Source organism: Pseudomonas glycinis, from assembly GCF_054871425.1.
Genome location: NZ_JBTYHF010000003.1, coordinates 341617 through 360177, shown reverse-complemented (window position 1 = coordinate 360177; position 18561 = coordinate 341617). Strand labels below are relative to the sequence as shown.

At 61.3% G+C, this 18561-nt stretch carries 13 protein-coding genes; 12 read left to right on the top strand and 1 reads right to left on the bottom strand.

Features of this window, described 5'->3' with window-relative positions; all coding sequences use genetic code 11:
- Window positions 1-16 precede the first annotated feature (16 nt).
- The 3 genes from rpmE (at window position 17) to ACYSTU_RS09190 (ending at window position 2515) form a co-directional block, all read left to right on the top strand.
- Complete coding sequence (gene rpmE, locus ACYSTU_RS09200; protein ID WP_016772055.1) at window positions 17-238, top strand: 50S ribosomal protein L31; 222 nt, start codon at window positions 17-19, stop codon at window positions 236-238.
- A gap of 41 nt (window positions 239-279) precedes the next feature.
- On the top strand, window positions 280-1062 hold the full coding sequence (locus tag ACYSTU_RS09195; protein ID WP_217879875.1) for a thermonuclease family protein: 783 nt from the start codon (window positions 280-282) through the stop codon (window positions 1060-1062).
- 184 nt (window positions 1063-1246) lie between these two features.
- Window positions 1247-2515, top strand: a complete 1269-nt coding sequence (locus ACYSTU_RS09190; RefSeq protein WP_016772053.1) for a malic enzyme-like NAD(P)-binding protein — start codon at window positions 1247-1249, stop codon at window positions 2513-2515.
- Window positions 2516-2859: 344 nt separating this feature from the next.
- Here the strand turns inward: ACYSTU_RS09190 and ACYSTU_RS09185 are convergent, their stop codons facing one another.
- Window positions 2860-5304 carry a penicillin-binding protein 1A gene (locus ACYSTU_RS09185; protein ID WP_498998136.1) on the bottom strand — a complete coding sequence of 815 codons (2445 nt, stop codon included), beginning with the start codon at window positions 5302-5304 and terminating at the stop codon, window positions 2860-2862.
- Window positions 5305-5523: 219 nt separating this feature from the next.
- Between ACYSTU_RS09185 and ACYSTU_RS09180 the strand changes: the two genes are divergently transcribed.
- The 9 genes from ACYSTU_RS09180 to gltB all read left to right on the top strand — a co-directional run bounded on the left by ACYSTU_RS09180 (window position 5524) and on the right by gltB (window position 18557).
- Window positions 5524-6588, top strand: a complete 1065-nt coding sequence (locus ACYSTU_RS09180) for a pilus assembly protein PilM (protein WP_024011266.1) — start codon at window positions 5524-5526, stop codon at window positions 6586-6588.
- Window positions 6588-7154: a PilN domain-containing protein gene (locus tag ACYSTU_RS09175; RefSeq protein ID WP_498997602.1), complete on the top strand. Its 567-nt coding sequence runs from the start codon at window positions 6588-6590 to the stop codon at window positions 7152-7154. Before ACYSTU_RS09180 ends, ACYSTU_RS09175 begins: the two co-directional genes overlap by 1 nt.
- Window positions 7151-7774, top strand: a complete 624-nt coding sequence (gene pilO, locus ACYSTU_RS09170; RefSeq protein ID WP_264364394.1) for a type 4a pilus biogenesis protein PilO — start codon at window positions 7151-7153, stop codon at window positions 7772-7774. Before ACYSTU_RS09175 ends, pilO begins: the two co-directional genes overlap by 4 nt.
- Window positions 7771-8295: a pilus assembly protein PilP gene (locus tag ACYSTU_RS09165; protein ID WP_110602600.1), complete on the top strand. Its 525-nt coding sequence runs from the start codon at window positions 7771-7773 to the stop codon at window positions 8293-8295. The genes pilO and ACYSTU_RS09165 overlap by 4 nt, the downstream gene beginning before the upstream one ends.
- Before the next feature lie 13 nt (window positions 8296-8308).
- The gene (locus ACYSTU_RS09160) at window positions 8309-10387 is read left to right on the top strand and encodes a type IV pilus secretin PilQ (protein WP_498997595.1); all 2079 of its coding nucleotides are present in this window, start codon (window positions 8309-8311) and stop codon (window positions 10385-10387) included.
- A gap of 4 nt (window positions 10388-10391) precedes the next feature.
- Window positions 10392-10910, top strand: a complete 519-nt coding sequence (gene aroK, locus ACYSTU_RS09155; protein ID WP_024011270.1) for a shikimate kinase AroK — start codon at window positions 10392-10394, stop codon at window positions 10908-10910.
- 152 nt (window positions 10911-11062) lie between these two features.
- Window positions 11063-12163, top strand: a complete 1101-nt coding sequence (aroB, locus tag ACYSTU_RS09150; protein WP_217879178.1) for a 3-dehydroquinate synthase — start codon at window positions 11063-11065, stop codon at window positions 12161-12163.
- 10 nt (window positions 12164-12173) lie between these two features.
- A complete protein-coding gene (locus tag ACYSTU_RS09145) occupies window positions 12174-13760 on the top strand; it encodes an AAA family ATPase (RefSeq protein ID WP_039756683.1) in 1587 nt (528 codons plus the stop codon).
- A 351-nt stretch (window positions 13761-14111) separates the two neighbouring features.
- Window positions 14112-18557, top strand: a complete 4446-nt coding sequence (gene gltB, locus ACYSTU_RS09140) for a glutamate synthase large subunit (RefSeq protein ID WP_498997592.1) — start codon at window positions 14112-14114, stop codon at window positions 18555-18557.
- Window positions 18558-18561: the final 4 nt, after the last annotated feature.

Here is an 18561-nt window from a genome sequence, read left to right as displayed (position 1 = left end):
GCCTGAGGAAGACACCATGAAAGCCGAAATCCATCCGAACTACCCGGAAATCGCTGTTACCTGCAGCTGCGGTAACAAGTTCGAAACTCGTTCGACCTACGGCAAAGCCCTGGCGATCGACGTTTGCAACGAATGCCACCCGTTCTACACCGGTAAGCAGAAGACTCTGGACACCGGCGGCCGTGTGCAAAAGTTCGCAGACCGTTTCGCTACTTTCGGCGTCGGCAAAAAAGCCTGAGGCTGATCATTTTGGAAGGTCGTTTCGACTTCTCCAGACTGATGAAAAAGGCGTCCCTTGCGGGCGCCTTTTTTGTGTCTGCGATTTGGCTGTCCGCCGCCCAGGCCTTTTGTCCGGTACCCGCAGGGCTGACCAGCGTCAGCGTGCAGCGGGTGGTCGATGGCGACACCCTGCGCCTGAGCGACGGGCGCAATGTGCGCATGATCGGCCTCAATACGCCGGAGCTGGGCAAGCAGGGCCGCAGCGACGAACCGTTCGCCGCGGCGGCGCGCAAACGCTTGCAAGCGCTGGTGGATGAGAGCGGCGGCCGGGTCGGTCTGCGGCCCGGCAAGCAGGCAAAAGACCATTACGGGCGTACGCTGGCGCATGTTTACAGCGTCAGCGGAGTCAATCTCGAAGCGCAGATGCTTGCCGCTGGCCTGGGTTTTCAGGTCGCGGTGGCGCCGAACGTCGATCTGGTCGCCTGCCAACAGGCCGCCGAACGCAGCGCGCGACGAGCCGGGCTTGGTCTCTGGCGGCAATCGCCGGTCCAGAAAGCGCAGCAGATCCAGCGTTCGGGCTTTGCCGTAGTCAGCGGTCGGGTGAGCAAGGTGCAGCGCAATCGCGGCGGAATCTGGATCGAATTGCAGGACACGCTTGTATTGCGGGTTGCACCCAATCTGCTCGGACAATTTGACAGTGATGGCATGCGAGCATTGAAAGGCAGGCAGATCGAGGCCCGTGGCTGGGTGGTTGACCGATCCCGGCGCGGTGGTCTGCAAAAAGGTCAGGCGCGCTGGTTGCTGCCGTTGACCGATCCTTCGATGCTGCAGGTATCGCGCTGAAGAAAAATTGTAGACATTTTTACGGCTGATTGTGAACAGTCCAGCCCTTGTGCGCCGTGGCTCTTGGCCCAAAGTCGTAGGGCAGGGCGCTTGACAGCGGTGACTGCCCAGTCTTGTGGGGACTTTGCGAGGCGCGTATCCTCGCTGACCAGTCTGTCCAACAGTAAAAAAGCGGAATGCCAAAATGTCTGATCTGAAAACTGCCGCTCTCGAATACCACGCCAATCCTCGTCCGGGGAAGCTGAGTGTCGAGCTCACCAAGGCCACTGCTACCGCCCGCGACCTGTCGCTGGCCTACAGCCCCGGCGTAGCTGAACCAGTACGCGAGATCGCTCGCGATCCTGAACTGGCCTACAAATACACCGGCAAGGGCAACCTGGTGGCAGTCATTTCCGACGGCACCGCGATTCTCGGCCTGGGCAACCTCGGCCCACTGGCTTCCAAGCCTGTAATGGAAGGCAAGGGCGTACTGTTCAAGCGTTTCGCCGGCATCGACGTATTCGACATCGAAGTCGACTCGGAAAGCCCGCAAGCCTTCATCGACACCGTCAAGCGCATCTCCATCACCTTCGGTGGCATCAACCTGGAAGACATCAAGGCGCCTGAGTGCTTTGAGATCGAACGCGCTCTGATCGAGCAGTGCGATATTCCGGTGTTCCACGATGACCAGCACGGCACCGCGATCGTGACCGCTGCGGGCATGATCAACGCCCTGGAAATCGCTGGCAAAACCCTGCCGGAAGCAAAGATTGTCTGCCTCGGCGCCGGCGCTGCCGCCATCTCCTGCATGAAACTGCTGGTGAGCATGGGCGCTCGCATCGAAAACATCTTCATGGTTGACCGTACCGGCGTAATTCACTCCGGCCGTGACGACCTGAACCAGTACAAAGCCGTATTCGCCCACGCCACCGAGAAGCGCACCTTGGCAGACGCACTGGCCGGCGCTGACGTATTCGTCGGTCTGTCCGGTCCGAACCTGCTGAGCGCCGAAGGCCTGCTGTCGATGGCGGCCAACCCGATCGTCTTCGCCTGCTCCAACCCGGATCCGGAAATCTCCCCGGAACTGGCGCACGCCACCCGTAGCGACGTGATCATGGCCACCGGCCGTTCGGACTACCCGAACCAGGTCAACAACGTGCTGGGCTTCCCGTTCATCTTCCGTGGTGCCCTGGACGTTCGCGCCAAGCGCATCAACGAAGAAATGAAAGTCGCCGCCGCCAACGCCCTGCGCGAACTGGCCAAACTGCCTGTTCCACAGGACGTGTGCGATGCCTACGGCGGTGCTCCGCTGGAATTCGGCCGTGAGTACATCATTCCGAAACCAATGGACAAGCGCCTGATCACCCTGATCTCCGACGCCGTGGCCAAGGCTGCGATCGAGACCGGCGTGGCCACCCTGCCGTATCCGAAGAACTACCCGCTGAAAAGCGTGGATGACGTGTTCAACGGCTAAGTCGTTGTAGCGCTTCAAACAAAAGCCCCGGCTCGCGAGAGTCGGGGTTTTTTTTGTTTTCGGGAGTTCTCAGGATCGCATTTCATATCGACAAGGACCCTCACCCTAGCCCTCTCCCAGAGGGAGAGGGGATTGACCGAGGTGTTCGACGCCCTTCATCGACCTGAGAGAGTGGTGTCGATTATGGATTCGGCACAACACTTCAGGTCGATGTAGCTCCCCAAGCATCCCCCGATCAGTCCCCTCTCCCTCTGGGAGAGGGTTAGGGTGAGGGGCTCTTGATCTTCGGGTAATAAAAAGCCCCGCACTTCTCACGAAGGCGGGGCTTTTCAATGGCTGCCGGATCAGAACAAATCGATCGGCGCCTGTTCATCCGCCGGCAGCGGGCTGCCTGGTACGGCGCCGTTGCCCAGCTCGTTCACCGATGGCGGCGTGTCTTCGGCCTTGAACAGTTCGAAATACGCGCCCGGCGTGCTCGGCGTCGCGGCGCGGCCACTGACCGGATCCACCCGCAGGCTGAGCAGACCTTCTGGCTCAGGCTGCACATGCGGCGGCTTGTCTTTCAGCGCGGCCGACATGTAATTCATCCAGATCGGCAGCGCCACGGTGCCGCCGAACTCACGGCGTCCGAGGCTTTCCGGCTGGTCGAAACCGGTCCACACGGTGGTTACGTAATCAGCGTTGTAACCGGAGAACCAGGCATCTTTCGATTCGTTGGTGGTACCGGTCTTGCCGGCGATGTCACTGCGGCCCATGGCCAGTGCACGCCGGCCGGTGCCGAGTTTGATTACGTCCTGCAGCATGCTGTTGAGGATGTAGGTGGTACGTCCATCGACAATCCGCTCGGCCACGGCCGGCGCTTGCGGCATTGCCGGATTGCCGGGCGCTTCACCGGCAACTGGTGTGGCGTTGACCGTGAACGACTCGGTAGCCGGCGCAGCGATACCGTCGGTCGCCGCACCACCCTGTGGCACGGTCGGTGGGTTGGCGACGAACAGCGTGTCGCCGTTACGGCTTTCGATCTTGTCGATGATGTACGGGGTGATCTTGTAGCCGCCGTTGGCAAAGGTGCTCCAGCCAGTGGCGATTTCCATCGGCGTCAGCGTTGCGGTGCCGAGTGCCAGCGACAGGTTCGGCGGCAGGTCCTGCTTGTTGAAGCCGAAGCGGGTGATGTAGTCGATGGTCTTGCCCACGCCCATGGCCTGCAACAGGCGGATCGACACCAGGTTGCGCGACTTGTACAGCGCTTCACGCAGGCGGATCGGGCCGAGGAAAGTGTTGGTGTCGTTCTTCGGTCGCCAGACCTTGTCCAGGTACTCGTCGACGAACACGATCGGCGCATCGTTGACCAGACTGGCAGCGGTGTAGCCGTTATCCAGCGCAGCGCTGTAAACGAATGGCTTGAAGCTCGAGCCCGGCTGACGCTTGGCCTGCATGGCGCGGTTGTAGTTGCTCTGCTCGAAAGCGAAGCCACCCACCAGCGAACGGATCGCACCGTTCTGCGGATCCAGCGACACCAGCGCGCCCTGAGCCTGCGGAATCTGGCTGAACTTCAGCGAATTGTCGGTCTGGCGCTGCACGCGGATCAGATCACCGACCTGCGCGACATCCGACGGCTGGCGCGGGTTGGCGCCCATGCTGTTGGTATTGAGGAACGGTCGCGCCCATTTCATCGTGTCCCAGGCAACGTGCTCTTCACCAGTGCGGGTCAACACTTGCAGGCCGGTTTTATCGACTTGGGTGACGATGGCAGGTTCGAGGCTGCTAATGGTGCGCTGCTTGGTCAGTTCGCTGGCCCACGCTTCGCGGGTCTTGCCCGGCAGGCGCGACTCCGGGCCACGGTAGCCGTGGCGCTGGTCGTAAGTCATCAAGCCTTCGTGCAGCGCGGTGTTGGCCATTTCCTGCAGATTGCTTGGCACCGTGGTGGTGACACGGAAGCCTTCGGTGTAGGCCTCGCTGCCATAACGACCGACCATTTCGGCACGGGCCATTTCGGCGATGTACGGTGCGTTCACTTCCGGGGTCGGCACGTGGTAGCTGGCGTTCAGCGGCTCGTTGATCGCCGCGGTGTAGTCGGCTTCGCTGATCTTGCCCAGCTTGTACATGCGCCCGAGGATCCAGTCGCGGCGTTCTTTGCTGCGTGCCGGGTTGGCCAGCGGGTTGAAGCGCGACGGAGCCTTTGGCAGACCGGCGATCATCGCCATCTGCGCGAGGCTGATGTCACGGATCGATTTGCCGTAATACACCTGCGCCGCCGCCTCGATGCCGTAGGCGCGGTTACCCAGGTAGATCTTGTTGACGTACAGCTCCAGGATCTCGTCCTTGGTCAGCTGCCGTTCGATCTGCAGGGCCAGCAGGATTTCCGTAGTTTTACGCGAGAAGCTGCGCTCGCTGGTGAGGAAGAAGTTCTTCGCCACCTGCATGGTGATGGTGCTGCCGCCGGACTGAATGTGCCCACTCTTGACCAATTGCGTTGCCGCGCGCATCAGGCTGCTCGGATCGACGCCATAGTGATTGGCAAAATTGTCGTCTTCAGCACTTAGTAACGCATTGATGAAATTGGGCGGAATGTCGGCGAAACGGATCGGTGTACGGCGCATTTCGCCAAATTCTGCGATCAACTTGTTGTCGCTGCTGTAGACGCGCAGAGGAATCTGCAACTGAATGCTTCTCAGCGCCTCCACAGACGGCAAACCCGGACTAAGGTAAAGAAAGGCGCCGCTGAGACTTAAGAGCAGTCCGCAGAAAACGGCGACGATGGACCAACCGAAAAATTTCAGCAGACGAATCAAGGCTTTTGGACATCCAGGGCAAAGAATGAATTTGGCACGGGGCTGCGGTTACACACAGAGCCATCCGCGCGGGCAGTAAAAAGCGGAGAAAATCGCTGGGCATTATAAGCACTTTTCCGTCGGAGGGGTCATTGGCGCTTCTGTCAAGACGGGGGTGAAGGAACGCAATGCGTATTACAGAGTCCGTAACTCACGGAAAGTCATAGGGAATTGGTAGTGCTGGGACTCTTCAATAAAAAGACCAATGCGTTACTGGGGATCGACATCAGCTCCACGTCGGTGAAGCTGCTGGAACTGAGCCGTCAGGGCGAGCGCTACCGGGTCGAGGCCTATGCGGTGGAGCCGTTGCCGGCGAACGCTGTGGTCGAAAAGAACATCGCCGAACTCGAGGGCGTTGGCCAGGCACTGAGCCGCCTGCTGGTCAAGGCGCGTACCGGGGTCAAGAGCGTGGCGGTGGCAGTGGCGGGTTCGGCGGTGATCACCAAGGTCATCGAGATGGACGCCGGGCTGTCCGACGACGAACTGGAAAACCAGCTCAAGATCGAGGCCGACCAATACATTCCCTATCCGCTGGACGAAGTCGCCATCGACTTTGAAGTCCAGGGCGTCTCGCCGCGCAACCCGGAACGGGTCAACGTGCTGCTTGCCGCCTGTCGCAAGGAAAACGTCGAGGTGCGTGAAGCGGCGCTGGCGCTCGCCGGCCTGACCGCGCGGGTGGTGGATGTCGAGGCCTACGCGCTGGAGCGCTCGTTCGGCCTGCTGGCAACGCATCTGGCGGCCTCCCAGGAGCGCCTGACCGTGGCGGTGGTCGACATCGGCGCCACCATGACCACCCTCAGCGTCCTGCACAACGGCAAGATCATCTATACCCGCGAGCAATTGTTTGGCGGGCGCCAACTCACCGAGGAGATCCAGCGCCGCTACGGCCTCACGGTCGAACAGGCGGGCCTGGCGAAAAAGCAGGGCGGGCTGCCTGACGATTACGTCAGCGAGGTCCTGCAGCCATTTCGCGAGGCGCTGGTGCAGCAAGTCTCGCGCTCGCTGCAGTTCTTCTTCGCCTCCGGCCAGTACAACGCGGTCGACCATATCCTGCTGGCGGGCGGCACCGCCTCGGTGCCCGGCCTGGACCGTCTGATCGAACAGCGTCTGGACACGCCGACGCAGGTCGCCAACCCGTTCGCCGACATGGCTTTAGGCAGCAAGGTCAATGCTGGGGCGCTGGCCAGTGATGCGCCAGCCTTGATGATTGCCTGCGGGCTCGCGCTCAGGAGTTTCGACTGATGGCGCGGATCAACCTTCTCCCCTGGCGCGAGGAGCGCCGCGAAGAACGGCGCAAGCGCTTTCTGCTGGTCCTGATCGGCGTGCTGGCCGGCTCGATCGGCGCGGTGCTGATTGCTGACCAGATCATCACTGCGGCCATCGAGCGGCAAATGGCGCGCAACGATTACATCGGCAAACAGATTGCCGTGGTCGACGAACGCATCAGGCAGATCAGCGAGCTCAAGGCGCGCCGCCAGCAATTGGTCGAGCGCATGCGCATCATCCAAGACCTGCAGGGCAACCGGCAGATCAGCGGGCGAATCTTCGACCAGTTGGCTCGCACGTTGCCGGACGGCGTGTATTTCACCGATGTGAAAATGGCCGGCAAGACCCTGTCCATCAGTGGCGCGGCGGAGTCGAACAACCGGGTCTCCGAGCTGATGCGCAATCTCGACGCGTCCGACTGGTTCGACGCGCCGAGCCTGAATGAGGTCAAGGCCACCAGCGCCGATCAGGTCGAACAGGCCAACGTCTTCCAGCTGACCGTTCGTCAGACCCAGCCCAAGGTTGTGGAGGACGAGCAATGAACGCCTCCGAGTGGCTGCATAGCCTGCGCAACATCGATTTCAACGACCTCGACACCAGCAACATCGGCTCCTGGCCGCCGGCCGTGAAAACCCTGTGCGGTGTGCTGGTGATGGTGTTGATTCTCGCGCTTGGCTATTACTTCTTCATCAGCGACATGGAAAATCAGCTCGACCTCAAGCGCGAAGAAGAAATCACCCTCAAGGAACAATTCGCCAGCAAGGCGCGGCTGTCGGCGAACCTTGAGCTCTATACCCAGCAAATGAAGGAAATGGAAAACACCTTCGGCGTGCTGCTGCGGCAATTGCCCAGCGATACCGAAGTGCCGGGCCTGCTCGAAGACATCACCCGCACCGGTCTGGGCAGCGGCCTGGAATTCGAGGAAATCAAGCTGCTGCCGGAAGTGACTCAGCCGTTCTACATCGAACTGCCGATCCAGATCACCGTGACCGGCGCCTATCACGACCTCGCCACCTTCGTCAGCGGCGTCGCCGGCCTGCCACGGATTGTGACTCTGCACGATTTCGAACTGGCGCCGGCCAATCCCGAGGGCGGGACGAAGCTGCGCATGAGTATTCTTGCCAAGACGTACCGCTATAACGACAAGGGGCTGGAGAAATGACCCCGATTCGTTACTTCGTCCTGCCCATGGTGCTGGCGTTGAGCGGCTGCGGTGGCGGCGATGACTTCAGCGACCTCGACGCGTACCTCAACGAAGTGCGCCTGCGCCCGGCGGGCAAGATTGAACCAACGCCGACATTCCGGTCTTACCCCACATTCACTTACAGCGCCGCCAACCTGCGCAGCCCGTTTTCGCGGCAGGCGCGGGTCGATCTGGCCGGGCAGAAGCACGGCTCGCGCAACGTCAAACCCGACCCCAACCGGGTCAAGCAATATCTTGAAGGATTCAATATCGAGCAGTTCGAAATGGTCGGCACGATCGCCAATGCCTCGGGCTCGTTTGCGCTGTTGCGCGGCGCAGGCGGGGTGCATCGCCTGAAGGTCGGCGACTACCTGGGCCGCAACGACGGCCGCATTGTCGCCATCAGCCCTACCCAGGTCGATGTCGTGGAGATCGTGCCCGACGGCGCCGGCGCCTGGCTGGAGCGGCCGCGCACCATTCCTTTGAAAGAGCACTCATAGTGGAAGTCGAACAATGAACAGGATTTTCTCCACCCTCGGTTTTTCGCTATGGATAGCGCTGGTGTCACCGATGGTAATGGCGGCCAGTCTGAAAGCGCTGGATGTTGCCGCGCTGCCGGGTGACCGCGTCGAACTGAAGCTGTCGTTCGACGGCCCGCCCCCACAGCCCAAGGGCTACACAACCGAGTCACCGGCACGCATTGCGCTGGATCTGCCGGGCGTGACCAGCCAGTTGGCCAACAGGAATCTTGATCTGGGCAGCGGCAACGCGCGCACGGCCACGGTGGCCGAAGCCAAGGATCGCACGCGGCTGATTGTCAGCCTGACGCAATTGGCGCCGTACAGCACGCGGGTCGAGGGCAATAATCTGTTTGTGGTGGTCGGTCAGGGCGCTTCCGCGACTGCGCCGCGCCCGGCTGGCGTTGCACCGCGTGCTGCCACGGCCGCTGCGGCACCTGCCAGACCAGCCGCGCAACGAAGCAGGGCGATCCGCGGCGTCGATTTCCAGCGCGGCACCGAGGGCGAGGGCAACGTAGTCATCGACCTCTCCGATCCGACCATCGCCCCGGATATTCAGGAGCACGATGGCAAGATCACCCTCAGCTTCGCCCGCACGCAATTGCCGGAAAAACTGCGCGTGCGCCTGGATGTCAAGGACTTCGCCACGCCGGTGCAGTTCGTCAACGCAGCGCTCACCGGCGATCGCACCGTGATCAGCGTCGAGCCCAGCGGCACCTTCGACTATTCCACGTTCCAGACCGACAACAAGCTCACCGTCAGCGTTCGGCCGATGAGCATCGACGACCTGCAAAAGCGCAACGCCGACCGTCAGGCCTATGTCGGCGACAAGCTCTCGCTGAATTTTCAGGACATCGACGTGCGCTCGGTGCTGCAACTGATCGCGGACTTCACCAATCTCAATCTGGTGGCGAGCGATACGGTGCAGGGCGGTATCACTTTGCGCCTGCAGAACGTGCCGTGGGATCAGGCGCTGGATCTGGTGCTGAAAACCAAGGGGCTGGACAAGCGCAAGATCGGCAACGTGCTGCTGGTCGCGCCGGCCGATGAAATTGCCGCTCGCGAGCGTCAGGAACTGGAATCGCAGAAGCAGATCGCCGAGCTGGCGCCCCTGCGTCGCGAGCTGCTGCAAGTCAATTACGCCAAGGCGGCGGACATCGCCAAGCTGTTCCAGTCGGTGACCAGTGCCGAGGCCAAGGTCGACGAGCGCGGTTCGATTACTGTCGATGAGCGAACCAACAACATCATTGCCTACCAGACCCAGGATCGCCTCGACGAACTCCGGCGGATCGTCGCGCAGCTGGATATTCCGGTGCGCCAGGTGATGATCGAGGCGCGCATCGTTGAGGCCAACGTCGATTACGACAAGAGCCTGGGCGTGCGCTGGGGCGGTTCGGTGCAGAACAAGGGCAACTGGAACGCCTCCGGGGTCAACGGTTCGTCGAGCACCATCGGTACGCCGGGCAGCACCGGCACCAACTCGCCGTTCGTCGACATGGGCACGGTCAATAACACTTCGGGGATCGGCATCGCATTCATCACCGACAACGTGCTGCTGGACCTCGAACTGACGGCGATGGAAAAGACCGGCAACGGCGAAATCGTCTCGCAGCCGAAGGTGGTCACCTCGGACAAGGAAACCGCGAAGATCCTCAAAGGCACCGAGATTCCCTATCAGGAGGCCAGCTCCAGTGGCGCGACCTCGGTGTCGTTCAAGGAGGCCTCGCTGTCGCTGGAAGTCACTCCGCAGATCACTCCGGACAACCGCATCATCATGGAGGTCAAGGTCACCAAGGATGAGCCGGACTACCTGAACAAGGTGCAGGATGTGCCGCCAATCAAGAAAAACGAGGTCAACGCCAAAGTGCTGGTAAATGACGGCGAGACCATCGTAATCGGCGGTGTTTTTTCAAATACTCAAAGCAAGGTCGTAGATAAGGTGCCATTTCTTGGCGATGTGCCGTATCTTGGCCGCCTTTTCCGGCGTGATGTGGTTTCGGAGAAAAAATCCGAGCTGCTGGTATTTCTCACTCCGCGTATCATGAATAACCAGGCGATTGCTGTGAGTCGTTGATTCTGTGCGAAATTTGATACTTGTAGGACCGATGGGTGCTGGCAAAAGCACCATCGGCCGATTGCTGGCCAAAGAGCTGCGCCTGCCGTTCAAGGATTCCGACAAGGAAATTGAGCTGCGCACGGGTGCCAATATCCCATGGATCTTCGACAAGGAAGGCGAGCCCGGCTTTCGTGACCGTGAGCAGGCGATGATCGCCGAGCTATGCGCGTTCGATGGCGTGGTGCTGGCGACCGGCGGCGGCGCAGTGATGCGTGATGCCAATCGCAAGGCCCTGCATGAAGGCGGGCGCGTGGTGTATCTGCACGCCTCCGTCGAGCAGCAGGTCGGCCGCACCTCCCGCGATCGCAATCGGCCGCTGCTGCGTACCGCCGATCCGGCGAAAACCCTGCGCGACCTGCTCGAGATCCGGGATCCGCTTTATCGGGAAATTGCCGATCTGGTGGTGGAAACCGACGAGCGGCCGCCACGCATGGTGGTGCTCGACATTCTCGACCGCCTCGCGCAGTTGCCGCCCCGTTAAAGCATCGTCCGAAATGCGCTATCCTCGGCGTCCTGTCAGCATCCGCCGAGGGTGTGGCGGATGCCGGGCGAGCGGCGTCATACCGCTACAGGCCGCAGAACACCAATAATTTCAGGGCAGGATGCCTGCTTCCATCTTCACTGTGGGGACACATGCAGACACTCAAGGTCGATCTAGGCGAGCGCAGCTACCCGATTCATATTGGCGAAGGTCTGTTGGATCAGCCGGAACTGCTGGCGCCGCATATCCATGGGCGGCAGGTGGCAGTCATCTCCAACGAAACCGTCGCGCCGCTCTATCTCGAACGTCTGACCCGCAGCCTTGCGCAGTTCTCGGTGATCTCGGTGGTGTTGCCTGATGGCGAAGCCTTCAAGAACTGGGAAACCCTGCAACTGATTTTCGATGGTCTGCTGACCGCCCGTCATGACCGCCGCACCACCGTGATCGCCTTGGGCGGCGGGGTGATCGGCGACATGGCCGGTTTCGCGGCCGCCTGTTATCAGCGCGGTGTCGATTTCATCCAGATTCCTACCACGCTGTTGTCGCAGGTCGATTCCTCGGTCGGCGGCAAGACCGGCATCAACCATCCGCTGGGCAAGAACATGGTCGGCGCGTTCTATCAGCCGAACGTGGTGCTGATCGATACCGCATCGCTGAAAACCCTGCCGGAGCGCGAGTTGTCGGCGGGCCTGGCGGAAGTCATCAAGTACGGTCTGATCTGCGACGAGCCGTTCCTGACCTGGCTGGAAGAAAACGTCGACGCTCTGCGGGCGCTGGACCAGACCGCGCTGACCTATGCGATCGAGCGTTCCTGCGCGGCCAAGGCTGCGGTGGTCGGCGCCGATGAAAAGGAAACCGGCGTACGCGCCACCCTCAACCTCGGCCATACCTTCGGCCACGCCATCGAAACTCACATGGGCTATGGTGTCTGGCTGCATGGCGAGGCGGTGGCGGCGGGCACGGTGATGGCGCTGGAAATGTCCGCGCGCCTGGGCTGGATCAGCGAGCAGGAGCGTGATCGCGGCATTCGTCTGTTCCAGCGTGCCGGCTTGCCGGTCATTCCGCCTGAAGAGATGAGCGAAGCCGATTTTCTCCAACACATGGCAATTGATAAAAAAGTGATCGACGGTCGTCTGCGCCTGGTGCTGCTGCGCCGGATGGGCGAAGCGGTAGTGACCGACGATTATCCGAAAGAGGTTCTACAGGCCACGCTGGGAGCGGATTACCGCGCCCTGGCTCAGCTTAAAGGTTAAAACGATTCCGATGACTAGTTTGCATGCCGACGAGGCGTTTCTCGGCCATTTCCAGTTAAGTCACGACCCGTTCGCGCCACGGGTGCCGGGCTTCAAATTCTTCCCGGCCCAGCGCAAACCGGTGCTGGGTCAACTGCATCACCTGGCGCGCTACAGCCAGTTGCTGCTGGTGGTCACCGGCCCGCAAGGCAGCGGCAAGACCCTGCTGCGGCAAGCGCTCGTTGCCAGTACCAACAAACAATCGGTGCAGAGCGTGGTGGTTTCCGCCCGTGGCGCCGGTGATGCGGCCGGCGTGCTGCGCCAGGTGGCGCAGGCGCTGGATGTTGCTCAGGCCGAAGTCGGTGCGATTCTCGAGCAGGTGGTGCAACTGGGTCTGACCGGGCAGGAAGTCTATCTGCTCGTGGACGATGCCGAGCAGCTCGACGAGTCCGCGCTGGAAGCATTGATGGCGCTCGGCGCCGGCACGCCGGAAGGTCGTCCGCATGTGTTCCTGTTCGGCGAGTCTTCGCTGATCGCTCAGCTCGAGGCGTTGCAGCTCGAGGAAGAGCGTTTCCACGTCATCGAATTGCAGCCGTACACCGAAGAAGAGACCCGCGAATATCTCGACCAGCGGCTGGAAGGCGCGGGCCGGGGTGTCGAACTTTTCACCGCAGATCAGATCTCTGATATTCACGAAAGCTCCGAGGGCTGGCCGGGCAACATCAACCAGGTCGCTCGCGATGCACTGATCGAAGTCATGATTGCCAGCCGCTCCGCGGTCAAGCGTCCAAGTATGGGGTTCAACATGCCGAAGAAACACGTATTGGCGATTTCCGCCGTCGTTGTGGTCGCGGTTGCCGCCGCCTGGCTGATGCCAGGACGCAGCAAGGCACCGACCACCGGTGCTCCGGCCAATGAACAGGCGCAACTGCCATTGGGTCAGGGCGCCGCGAATGGCGCTAACCCGTCCGTCGAATTCGCCGGCAACACCCAGCCGATGCCGCTGCCATTGGTCGGCAACTCGCAGCCGGTCATGCGTGGCCCGCTGGCAGAAGCCGCCGGTGGCATCACCGAAGGCGACGACGGCGTGCCGCTGGAAGGCTCCAGCGATACGCCGCCGACCGTAACCACCTCCGCGCCGCCTGCTGGCGTTCCGGCCGGTCCCGCGCCGACACCGGTTCCAACTCCTGCCGCCAAACCGGCACCAACCCCGGCACCGACGCAGATCGCCACGGCCAAGCCTGCTCCGGCCACCCCGGCGCCAGCTGCGAAACCGGCTCCTGCTCCGGCCAAGCCTGCCGACAAGCCCGTTACCGTGGCCAAGGCTGCCGGTGGCAGCTGGTACGCCGGTCAGCCGACCAGCAACTATGTCGTGCAGATCCTCGGCACCAGCTCGGAAACCGCTGCGCAGAACTTCGTCAAGGAGCAGGGCGGCGAGTACCGTTATTTCAAGAAAGTCCTCAACGGCAAGCCGCTTTACGTGATCACCTATGGCAACTTTGCCAATCGTGATGCGGCCGTTTCTGCCATCAAGGCCTTGCCAGCGAAGGTTCAGGCTGGTAAACCTTGGCCTCGCACTGTCGCCAGCGTCCAACAGGAACTGGCAACAACTCGCTGAAGATTCGGCGGCCTTACCCAGGCCGCCTCTCCCGGCACCTCAAAATCTCCACGAGTGCGCGCCGCCTGAAAGGGCCGCGTGCCTTGTGGTGTCTGCGTCACAGTAGTTTTTGAGTCGTTGCGGTCAGAATTTAAAAAAGTTTTGACTAGCACAGCAGATCGCTTTAAACCTTTCACAAATGCGACATGAATTTGCGACAGTTCGTCGTCAAATTTGTGAGCCTCTGTGTCGCTGTGTACAATGACCACCCTTTTGCCCCCGCTAAGCCGGCGTACGTTCGGCGCGGAACGCAAGTGGTTGAATTGAAAAGAAATTTGCCTCGAGTAGAGGCAGCCTGGTGAGAAAGTGTCTATGAAAGCAGGTCTGTACCAACCAGATGAATTCAAGGATAACTGCGGTTTCGGCCTGATAGCTCATATGCAGGGCGAGCCCAGTCATACCCTTTTGCAAACGGCCATCGAGGCCCTGACCTGCATGACCCACCGCGGTGGGATTAATGCCGACGGCAAGACCGGTGACGGTTGCGGTCTGCTGATTCAAAAACCCGACGCCTTCCTGCGAGCCATTGCCCAGGAAAGCTTCGGCGTCGAAATGCCCAAGCAATATGCCGTGGGCATGGTGTTCTTCAATCAGGATCCGGCCAAGGCCGAAGCCGCTCGCGAGAACATGAACCGCGAGATCCTCGCCGAAGGCCTGCAACTGATCGGCTGGCGCAAAGTGCCGATCGACACCAGCGTCCTCGGCCGCCTGGCCCTTGAACGCCTGCCGCAGATCGAGCAGGTCTACATCGGCGGCGAAGGCCTGAGCGATCAGGACATGGCCGTGAAGCTGTTCAGCGCCCGTCGCCGTTCGTCGGTGGCCAACGCCGCTGACACCGACCATTACATCTGCAGCTTTTCGCACAAGACCATCATCTATAAAGGCCTGATGATGCCGGCCGACCTGGCCGCGTTCTATCCGGACCTGAGTGACGAACGCCTGCAAACCGCAATCTGCGTGTTCCACCAGCGCTTCTCTACCAACACCCTGCCGAAATGGCCGCTGGCGCAGCCGTTCCGCTTCCTCGCCCACAACGGCGAAATCAACACCATCACCGGTAACCGCAACTGGGCGCAGGCCCGGCGGACCAAGTTCACCAATGATCTGATGGATCTGGAAGAGCTCGGCCCGCTGGTCAACCGCGTCGGTTCCGACTCGTCGAGCATGGACAACATGCTCGAACTGATGGTCACCGGTGGCATCGACCTGTTCCGTGGCGTGCGGATGATCATTCCGCCTGCGTGGCAGAACGTCGAAACCATGGACCCGGATCTGCGTGCGTTCTACGAGTACAACTCGATGCACATGGAGCCGTGGGACGGCCCGGCCGGCGTGGTAATGACCGACGGTCGTTACGCGGTGTGCCTGCTCGACCGTAATGGTCTGCGTCCGGCGCGCTGGGTCACCACCAAGAACGGTTTCATCACCCTCGCCTCGGAAATCGGCGTGTGGAACTACCAGCCCGAAGACGTGCTCGCCAAGGGTCGCGTCGGCCCTGGCCAGATCTTCGCCGTGGACACCGAAACCGGGCAGATCCTCGATACCGATGCGATCGACAACCGTCTGAAATCCCGTCATCCGTACAAGCAATGGCTGCGCAAGAATGCCCTGCGCATTCAGGCGACCATGGAAGACAACGACCACGGTTCGGCTTTCTACGACGTCGATCAGCTCAAGCAGTACATGAAGATGTATCAGGTCACGTTCGAGGAGCGTGATCAGGTGCTGCGCCCGCTCGGCGAGCAAGGTTACGAAGCCGTGGGCTCGATGGGCGACGACACGCCGATGGCCGTGCTGTCCCAGCGTGTACGCACGCCGTACGACTATTTCCGTCAGCAGTTCGCGCAGGTCACCAATCCGCCGATCGACCCGCTGCGTGAAGCGATCGTGATGTCGCTGGAAATCTGCCTCGGTGCCGAGCGCAACATTTTCCAGGAGTCGCCGGAACACGCCTCGCGCGTGATCCTCAGCTCGCCAGTGATCTCTCCGGCCAAGTGGCGCTCGCTGATGAACCTCGACCGTCCGGGTTTCGAACGGGCGATCATCGACCTCAACTACGACGAAAGCCTCGGCCTCGAAGCGGCGATCCGCAACGTTGCCGATCAGGCTGAAGAAGCCGTGCGCGCCGGGCGTACCCAGATCGTTTTGAGCGACCGCCATATCGCCCCGGGCAAGCTGCCGATCCACGCTTCGCTGGCGACCGGTGCCGTGCACCACCGCCTGACCGAGAAGGGCCTGCGTTGCGATTCCAACATCCTCGTTGAAACCGCGACCGCCCGTGACCCGCACCACTTCGCCGTGCTGATCGGTTTCGGCGCCTCGGCGGTGTATCCGTTCCTGGCCTACGAAGTATTGGGCGACCTGATCCGTACCGGTGAAGTCCTGGGCGACCTCTACGAGGTGTTCAAGAACTACCGCAAAGGCATCACCAAAGGTCTGCTGAAGATCCTGTCGAAGATGGGTATCTCGACCATCGCTTCGTATCGCGGTGCGCAGCTGTTCGAGGCCATCGGCCTGTCCGAAGAAGTCTGCGAGCTGAGCTTCCGTGGTGTGCCAAGCCGCATCAAGGGCGCGCGTTTCGTCGACATCGAAGCCGAGCAGAAAGCCCTCGCCGTCGAAGCCTGGAGTCCGCGCAAGCCGATCCAGCAGGGCGGTCTGCTGAAGTTCGTCCACGGTGGCGAATATCACGCCTACAACCCGGACGTGGTCAACACCCTGCAAGCCGCTGTGCAGCAGGGCGACTACGCCAAGTTCAAGGAATACACCTCGCTGGTGGACAACCGTCCGGTGTCGATGATTCGCGACCTGTTCAAGGTCAAGACCCTCGACACGCCGCTGGACATCAGTGAAGTCGAGCCGCTGGAGTCGGTGCTCAAGCGCTTCGACTCCGCCGGTATCTCGCTGGGCGCACTGTCGCCGGAAGCTCACGAAGCCCTGGCCGAAGCCATGAACCGCCTCGGCGCGCGTTCCAACTCCGGCGAAGGCGGCGAAGACCCGGCGCGATACGGCACCATCAAGAGTTCGAAAATCAAGCAGGTTGCCACCGGCCGTTTCGGTGTGACTCCGGAATACCTGGTCAACGCCGAAGTGCTGCAGATCAAGGTCGCCCAAGGCGCCAAGCCGGGCGAGGGCGGGCAACTGCCGGGCGGCAAGGTCAACGGGCTGATCGCCAAGCTGCGTTACGCAGTGCCGGGCGTGACCCTGATTTCGCCACCGCCGCACCACGACATCTATTCGATCGAAGATTTGTCGCAGTTGATCTTTGACTTGAAGCAGGTCAACCCGCAGGCGCTGGTTTCGGTGAAGCTGGTAGCAGAAGCGGGCGTCGGCACCATCGCCGCCGGTGTGGCCAAGGCCTATGCGGACTTGATCACCATTTCCGGCTACGACGGTGGCACCGGTGCTTCGCCGCTGACCTCGATCAAGTACGCTGGCGCGCCGTGGGAGCTCGGCCTGGCTGAAACCCACCAGACCCTGCGCGGCAACGACCTGCGCGGCAAAGTCCGGGTGCAGACCGACGGCGGCCTGAAAACCGGCCTCGACGTGATCAAGGCCGCAATCCTCGGCGCCGAGAGCTTCGGCTTCGGTACCGCGCCGATGATCGCACTGGGCTGCAAATACCTGCGCATCTGCCATCTGAACAACTGCGCCACTGGCGTCGCGACGCAGAACGAGAAACTGCGCAAGGATCACTACATCGGCACCGTCGACATGGTGGTGAATTTCTTCACCTACGTCGCCGAAGAAACCCGTGAGTGGCTGGCCAAACTGGGTGTGCGCTCCCTCGAAGAGCTGATCGGTCGCACTGATCTGCTGGAAATCCTCGAAGGCCAGACCGCCAAGCAGCATCACCTGGACCTGACGCCGCTGTTGGGCAGCGATCACATCCCGGCGGACAAACCGCAGTTCTGCGGCGTTGAGCGCAACCCGCCGTTCGACAAAGGTCTGCTCGCGGAGAAGATGGTCGAGCTGGCCTCGTCGGCGATCAACGACCTCAGCGGTGCTGAGTTTGAGCTGGATATCTGCAACTGCGACCGTTCGATTGGCGCCCGGATCTCCGGCGAAATCGCGCGCAAGCATGGCAACCAGGGGATGGCGAAAGCGCCGATCACCTTCCGTTTCAAAGGCACGGCCGGGCAGAGCTTCGGTGTGTGGAACGCCGGCGGTCTGAACATGTACCTGGAAGGCGACGCCAACGACTACGTCGGCAAAGGCATGACCGGTGGCAAGCTGACCATCGTGCCGCCGAAGGGCAGCGTTTATAAGACTCAGGAAAGCGCCATCATCGGCAACACCTGCCTGTACGGCGCCACTGGCGGCAAGTTGTTCGCCGCCGGCACCGCAGGCGAGCGTTTCGCCGTGCGTAACTCCGGTGCCCACACGGTTGTGGAAGGCACTGGCGATCACTGCTGCGAGTACATGACCGGTGGTTTCGTCTGCGTGCTGGGCAAGACCGGTTACAACTTCGGTTCTGGCATGACCGGTGGTTTCGCCTACGTGCTCGATCAGGACAACACCTTCGTTGACCGGGTCAATCACGAACTGGTGGAGATCCAGCGGATCAGCGGCGAGGCGATGGAAGCCTATCGCAGCCACCTGCAGAACGTGCTGAACGAGTACGTCGCCGAAACCGACAGCGAGTGGGGTCGTGAGCTCGCCGAGAACCTCGACGATTACTTGCGGCGTTTCTGGTTGGTCAAGCCCAAGGCTGCCAGCTTGAAAACCCTGCTTTCCAGCACTCGTGCCAACCCGCAGTGATATG